Source organism: Paraburkholderia sp. UCT31, assembly GCF_014397655.1.
GTDB classification, from domain to species: Bacteria; Pseudomonadota; Gammaproteobacteria; order Burkholderiales; family Burkholderiaceae; genus Paraburkholderia; species Paraburkholderia tuberum.
This window is the reverse complement of the sequence record NZ_VZQP01000074.1, coordinates 23,132-29,486: the sequence shown is the minus strand read 5'-3', so window position 1 is coordinate 29,486 and position 6,355 is coordinate 23,132. Positions and strand designations below refer to the sequence as shown.

Annotated in this window: 6 protein-coding genes and 1 pseudogene; 4 read left to right on the top strand and 3 right to left on the bottom strand. The window is 65.0% G+C overall.

The annotated features are described in order from the left end of the window. The first annotated feature begins 292 nt into the window (after positions 1-292). Complete coding sequence (locus F6X40_RS37050; RefSeq protein WP_187631289.1) at positions 293-1,465, top strand: porin; 1,173 nt, start codon at positions 293-295, stop codon at positions 1,463-1,465. Between the two features lie 324 nt (positions 1,466-1,789). After that, positions 1,790-2,497, top strand: coding sequence for a dienelactone hydrolase family protein (locus F6X40_RS37045; RefSeq protein WP_187631287.1), 708 nt, complete (start codon positions 1,790-1,792; stop codon positions 2,495-2,497). A gap of 159 nt (positions 2,498-2,656) precedes the next feature. On the opposite strand, the pseudogene F6X40_RS42930 reads toward F6X40_RS37045, so the two are convergent. Further along, positions 2,657-2,740: pseudogene (locus F6X40_RS42930) on the bottom strand (oxidoreductase); the annotation flags it as partial. Positions 2,741-2,876: 136 nt separating this feature from the next. Between F6X40_RS42930 and F6X40_RS37040 the strand changes: the two are divergent. Next, a complete protein-coding gene (locus F6X40_RS37040; RefSeq protein WP_262421692.1) occupies positions 2,877-3,881 on the top strand; it encodes a helix-turn-helix domain-containing protein in 1,005 nt (334 codons plus the stop codon). Further along, positions 3,862-5,103 carry a Zn-dependent hydrolase gene (locus tag F6X40_RS37035; protein WP_187631286.1) on the top strand — a complete coding sequence of 414 codons (1,242 nt, stop codon included), beginning with the start codon at positions 3,862-3,864 and terminating at the stop codon, positions 5,101-5,103. Before F6X40_RS37040 ends, F6X40_RS37035 begins: the two co-directional genes overlap by 20 nt. Before the next feature lie 8 nt (positions 5,104-5,111). Here the strand turns inward: F6X40_RS37035 and F6X40_RS37030 are convergent, their stop codons facing one another. Both F6X40_RS37030 and F6X40_RS37025 read right to left on the bottom strand, forming a co-directional pair. Then, the gene (locus tag F6X40_RS37030; protein WP_090807469.1) at positions 5,112-5,417 is read right to left on the bottom strand and encodes a panthothenate synthetase; all 306 of its coding nucleotides are present in this window, start codon (positions 5,415-5,417) and stop codon (positions 5,112-5,114) included. A gap of 134 nt (positions 5,418-5,551) precedes the next feature. Continuing rightward, positions 5,552-6,175, bottom strand: a complete 624-nt coding sequence (locus F6X40_RS37025; protein ID WP_187631285.1) for a methylated-DNA--[protein]-cysteine S-methyltransferase — start codon at positions 6,173-6,175, stop codon at positions 5,552-5,554. Between the last annotated feature and the right edge of the window lie 180 nt (positions 6,176-6,355).

Sequence of the window (6,355 nt, the reverse complement as noted above, 5' to 3'; positions counted from 1 at the left end):
GGCAGAAGGCGGTTCGGGTGGACGCTGCACGGCGGATCGCGGTCAGGCTGCCGGCGATTGTACGCAAGTTGTCTGACGTCTTGAGGATTATAGGGGTTTTCCCTGGTCAAAAGCATTCGTCGCGTGAAAAACCACACGGCGCGGGAAAAAAGGTGGTGTCCCCGGGCACGACGTCGCACACGGGCCGCGGCGACTCCTGCATCGCCGTCCTCCAGTCGCGGACGCTGGCGCGCGCTTGCATCGTTGGGATGTGCGCGAGCGTACTGGACGGCCCGAACGGGTACGCCCGAACGTGGTAAGTTCGCTCGCGGTATATCCGATCGATGTGTTCGAGGAGGAACTCATCCTGCGTCACGCCATGGCTTGCCTGCTGAACACAGTCCGCGAAGCCTTGACGATCAGCGTCGGCGTGAGAGCGGCTTGGGGAGGTGGCGCGCTTCTGCTTTATGCGCACGGCGCAGCCGCCGTCACCGACATCGATACCGGCACCGGCGCCGCCTCAGGAATCAACACCGGCTTCGTCTCGCTGTATGGCGTGATCGATACGAGCGTCGAAATCACCGACCCCGGTTCGGGCTGGGTCGCGCGCATGGACTCCGGCGCGTATCGCGGCTCGCGGGTCGGGCTGCATGGCGCGGAGCCGCTCGGGGGCGGCAACGCGATCGTGTTCACGCTCGAAAACGGCTTCAGCTCGACCGACGGCAGCTTGCAGGTGCCCGGCTCGATCTTCAATCGCCAGGCATGGATCGGCGCGAGCGGCAGCTGGGGCGAACTGCGCGTCGGCCGTCAGTATTCGCCGATCTATATCCCGTTCAAGGGCGATCTCGACGCGTTCGGCGCCGGCACGATCGCCTCGGGGCTCAACAATCTGTCGAAGATCACGCCGTATGCGAACAACGCGGTTGCGTATCTGTCGCCGCGCATCGCCGGCCTCAGTGCGACGCTGATGATGGCGATGCGCGATCCGTCCGAGGCCGACGGCAACGGCATCGACGGTTATTACGTGAGCGCGTCGTATCGGCTCGACCACCTGCATCTGCTGTACGCGCGCCAGCAGACGCACAGTGCCGGCGCGCTGCGCGCGAACCTCGGCGGCGCGAACTACGCCTTCGGCAAGCTGCGCGTGTGGCTGTCCTTTTTCAACGGCGATGGCGGCACACCGGTCTATCACGGCGCGGGCGGCTCGCTGTCGGCGCAGTACAGTTTTTCGACCAATGCGCGTGCCTCGCTCGGCTATGCGCACGTGCGCGACTACACGACGCCTGGCGGCAGCGCGGACCAGTTCAGCGCGGCATTCGAATACAGCATGTCGCCGACGCTGCTGCTGTATTTCAGCGCCGCCTATCTCGCGAATCACGACGACTCGCGCTTCACGCTGCGCGGCGTCAACGTGACCGGGCTGCCCGTTGCCTATCCAGGCGCGCCGGTCGCGGGGGTCCAATTCGGTGTGATAGAGCGGTTCTAGCGCGCATCGCAATACGTCAAGCTTTCAGTCGAATCATTCACCCATTGGATAAACGCGCTTGAATGCGTGCGCGAAATCACATGTCGCGCGGGCCTGATTTCTGCGTCGCGTTTTACGCCAGCTTTCAACACGAAACGGCTGAGGGCGTGTTGCGCGTCGACGAATCAATTAACGAATTTTTCCTTATGTTGATCCTCATATCGTTCGATTCACATAACGCGCAGATTCCGCGTGATCACGCTTGCGCGTTGGCACGATTCCGATTGAACAGAAAACGGGGTAGCGGCGCTATGCTAGCGGTTTCGTCTACTCGAGGAGCGACCGATGACCCAACACGCAGGTTCGATGATCACGTTCAACCGTCCCGACGGCAAGCAGCTACAGGGCTATCTCGCGAAGCCTGAAAAAACCGCGGGCGCGCCCGCGGTCGTCGTGATCCAGGAATGGTGGGGCTTGAACGACCAGATTCGCGGCGTCGCCGATCGCCTCGCGAAAGCCGGCTACTTCGCGCTGGTGCCCGATCTGTATCGCGGCAAGTCGACGGTCGAAGAGGATGAGGCGCACCACTTGATGAGCGGCCTCGATTTCGGCGATGCCGCAACGCAGGACGTGCGCGGCGCGGTCCAGTATTTGCAGCAGCACGCGGCGAAGGTTGGCTTGACCGGCTATTGCATGGGCGGCGCGCTGACGTTCCTCGCGCTGTGCAACGTGCCTGAAGTGGCGGCCGGCGTCGTCTGGTATGGCTTCCCGCCGCTCGACTATATCGACGCGGCGAAGATCAAGGTTCCGGTGATGGGCCACTGGGGTCTGCAGGACGACTTCTTCGCCGCCGACACCGTCGACGCGCTCGAAAAGAAACTCACCGACGCGAAAGTCGACGTCGAGTTTCATCGCTATCTGGCGCATCACGCGTTCGCGAACGAAACGGCGGTCGGGTCGGGCCGCATCGCGAGGACGCAATACGACCCGGTCTGGGCGCAACAGGCGTGGGATCGTACGTTGACGTTCTTTGGCCGCACGCTGTGGAAATGAGTTGGTGAATGGCGGAAGCGGACGGTTCGTCCGCTTCGTGAGAGTGCCCGCGGTCGTGGCGCTTTCTTGATTCGGCCGCGCTGTTTTGCAGCGCGGCCGTTTTCTTATGCAGCCCGTTCCGGGTTTACGCGGCGCGCTTCGTTGCTCGCGAACGGCAGCTCACAGCTTCGAAGCGCCATCGACATGCAGCGTCTCGACGGTGATCCAGCGCGCGGCGTCCGAAGCCAGGAAGGCCGTCGCGCCGGCATCGACGCGCTGGCAACAGGCCCATGACGTTTTCGCCGACCACGGCTATCATGCAGGCGCACACGACAAAACCGGCGGGGACACCTTGACGACCGATCAGGCAGCCAACCGCACCGCAACCGCGGCCGCAGCAATGCCAGCGGCTTTCGACTACACCCACTTCGACACCTTCGGCACTGTGCCGCGCGAGCAGCTGCCTGTGTGGCGCGAGCGCGTCGGCCATTTTCTCGATGTGCCGATTTCGCGCCGGCAACTCGCCGACGGCTTTCGCGGCACCATCGATACCTATCGCGCCGGCGGCATGGCCTTTACGGGTTGCCGCACCGATCCGGTCGCGCAATCGCGGTCGGTCGCGCGCATTTCGACCGACAACGTGCGCCAGATCGTGTTTCATATAGCCGTCGAAGGGACCTTCGAAACGACCACGGGCCTCTATCCGAAGCGCGTCGCGCTGCAAACGCGGCCGGGCATTCTCGCGCTCGACATGAACCAGCCGATGCGGATGACGCGCGGCCCGTGCCGTCTGCTCGCGCTGTTCCTGCCGCGCGCCATCATCGATCCGGTGCTGCCGGAGGCGGAGTCCATACATGGCCGCGTAATCGAATATCAGACGCCGCTGGCGCGGCTGATTCCCGCGCAGCTGTCGGAACTGTGCCGCACGTTGCCCACGATGGACGCGTCCGCGGCTCAGGAAGCGCTCCACACCTGCGCGCTGTTGATGGCGGCGGCGTTCGGCAAGGAAACAGGCTTGACCGGCAGTGCGCGGGCGGTGGCACGCACCGCGATGTTCACGGCAGCGCGCCGCTATATCGACGCAAATCTCGGCCAACCTGATCTGACGGTCGACAGCGTGCTGGCCATGTCGCAGCTGTCGCGGCCCACGCTGTATCGATTGTTCGAGCCGGAGGGTGGGCTTCACGCGTATATCCGCAACCGGCGCCTGCGCGAAGCGGCCGATGAACTGCATCGCCACCCGCGCAGGCCGGTGATCGAGGTCGCGTACGGCTGGGGCTTCAATAGCGCGTCGGATTTCAATCGCGCGTTCAAGCGTGCCTACGATATGTCGCCGGGTGATTTTCGCGCGGCGGCATCCGCAATCAATGCATGGAGACGACAACGTGGTGAAGATCGATCCTGACCGGCTGATGGCCGACCTCAAACGGCTGCGCGGTTTCGGCGCGACCGGTCCCGGCGTGGTCCGGCTCGCACTGTCGCCGGTCGATCTGGCGGCGCGCGAATGGCTGGTCGGCAGGATGACTGAGGCGGGGCTCGACGCGCGCATCGACGGCGTCGGCACCGTGTTCGGACGCTCGCGCAATAGCGGTCCCGCGCTCGTGATCGGCTCGCATACCGACACGCAGCCGACCGGCGGCTGGCTCGATGGCGCAATGGGCGTGATGTACGGGCTCGAAATCGCCCGCGCACTAGCGGAGCATGAGGCGACGCGGCACCTCGCCGTCGACGTCGCGTCGTGGATCGACGAGGAGGGCACGTTCTCGGGCCTGCTCGGCAGCCGCAGCTTCGTCGGCGAGGTGGTCGACGACTCGATTCGCGGCGCGACGAACCGGCAGGGCGAACGCCTCGCCGACGTACTCGAGGCCGCTGGACTGGCGGGCCGGCCGCGTGCGCGTTTCGAGGCAGGGCGCCAGGTCGCGTATCTGGAGCCGCATATCGAGCAGGGCGGACGTCTCGAAGCGATCGGCAAAGCGATCGGCGTCGTCACGACGATCGTCGGGCTGCGCGAATCGCGGCTGCGCTTCACGGGTCAGCGCAATCACGCGGGCACGACGCCAATGGCGATTCGCCGCGACGCGGGCGCGGCGCTCGTCGCGTTCATCGCGCGGATGAACGACGCGTTCGGGCAGCTGGCGGACGCGGATACCGTCTGGACCGTGGGCCGCATCGATCTCGATCCGGGCTCGATGAGCGTCGTGCCCGGCGCGGCCGACATGTACCTGCAATTCCGCGATGCGAACCCGGCACGGCTTCAGGCCATGGAACGCGCGCTCGCGGAACTGGTACGCGATTTCAACGCGCACGACGCGGTGAGCGTCGAATTGCAGACGCTCGACGAGCCGATCGAACCCGTCAGCATGGACGCCACGCTCGCGGAGCACATCGCGCGAGCCGCCGAAGCACTCGCGCCGGGCCAGTGGCTGCGCATGCCAAGCGGCGCCGCGCACGACGCGCAGGTGATCGCGCGTTGCATGCCGGCGTGCATGATGTTCGTGCCGAGCATCGGCGGCGTGAGTCACGACTTTATCGAGGACACGGCCGAGGCGCATATCGTGCTCGGCTGCCAGGTCGCGGCGACGGCCGCGGCTTCGATGCTGCTGCAGCTATCGGCTGGGCATTCCTGAGGGCCGCGCTACTTCCACTTGTCGCCGAGCGCGTCGAGCCCGGCTTTCATCAGATCCTCGGGCAGCATCGCGATGCGCAGCTCGCAGTCGGCGTCGAGCGTCAGGAACCACGGTTCGGCAAGCGCGGGGATCGCCGATGCATCGGCGACCTCGACGACCGCCACCGCGCCGCGTTTGCCCTGCTGCTCGGTGAAGTAGATGGCTTCTGGTTTCATGTCCTCGAGGATCTTTCTCATCAGGTCGCCGATTCGGCCTTCGCGCACGAGTGTGCTGAACGGTTCGTTCGGTATTTGTATGTTGAGAAGCATGCGCATGTCATCCTCCTGTTCGATACCCCAAAGGGCATCTTAAGGATAGGTGTTGCATGCGCGGGCGATGGTGCTGATCGCGGACGAAGCATCGGCGATTACGGCCGGTGGGTGGCGCATCGTGCCGGGTGTGCGCTGCTTTAGCTACCGAACAGCGAACCCTGCGTTCCCCGGCTCGGCTGACGATGCGCCGGTTTCGCGGGCGCATCGTCCTTGACAGCTTGCGCCGCTCCCCGGTCAGGCGCCTGCCTTTGCGCGTCATCCGCCGCTGCTTCGAGCGAGGTCTGCCCCGCCTCCAGCGAAAGCAGCAGCATCTTGTTGGCGAGGCCGCCGGCGAATCCCGTCAGCTCGCCCGACGCGCCGATCACGCGATGACACGGCGCGACAATCGAAATCGGATTCCGGCCGTTTGCCGCGCCCACCGCGCGCACCGCATTGAGGTTGCCGATCTGCTGCGCGATCTCCGAGTAGCTGCGCGTCTGGCCGAACGGAATGGTCAGCAGCGCGCGCCAGACCTGCTTCTGGAACTCGGTGCCGTGAAAGTCGAGCGGCAGATCGAAGGCCTGGCGCGTGCCCGCGAAGTACTCATGCAATTGCCGCGCTGTCTCGACGAGCACCGCGAGTTCGTTCGCTTCGCTCATTTCGCCGAGTCGCACGCGGTCAGGCTTGTCGTGCTCCCACAGAATCGCGGCAAGGCATTCGCCTTTCGCCACGAGCTTCAACTGACCGACCGGCGAATCGATCAACTTGTATGCGTACGTCACTTTCTCAGGCTCCTGACAGGGTGGCGGCGCAAGGACTTGCGAGGCGGCGGCGTTTCGGCGACCGGACGCGCAAAACTGCATGAAGGCTGCGCCGTTATCCGATAGTGTGTCGCTTGCGTGGCCCGAACGCGCTCCCGATATTGCTGTCTCATTCGCATTCGACATGGCCGCGACGGCCGT

What these genes read in the sequence shown, in the direction of transcription:
- F6X40_RS37045 (WP_187631287.1), top strand. Translation starts at nt 1,790, where the DNA reads ATGACCCAACACGCAGGTTCGATGATCACGTTCAACCGTCCCGACGGC.
- F6X40_RS37040 (WP_262421692.1), top strand. Translation starts at nt 2,877, where the DNA reads ATGCCAGCGGCTTTCGACTACACCCACTTCGACACCTTCGGCACTGTG.
- F6X40_RS37030 (WP_090807469.1), bottom strand. Translation starts at nt 5,417, where the DNA reads ATGCGCATGCTTCTCAACATACAAATACCGAACGAACCGTTCAGCACA.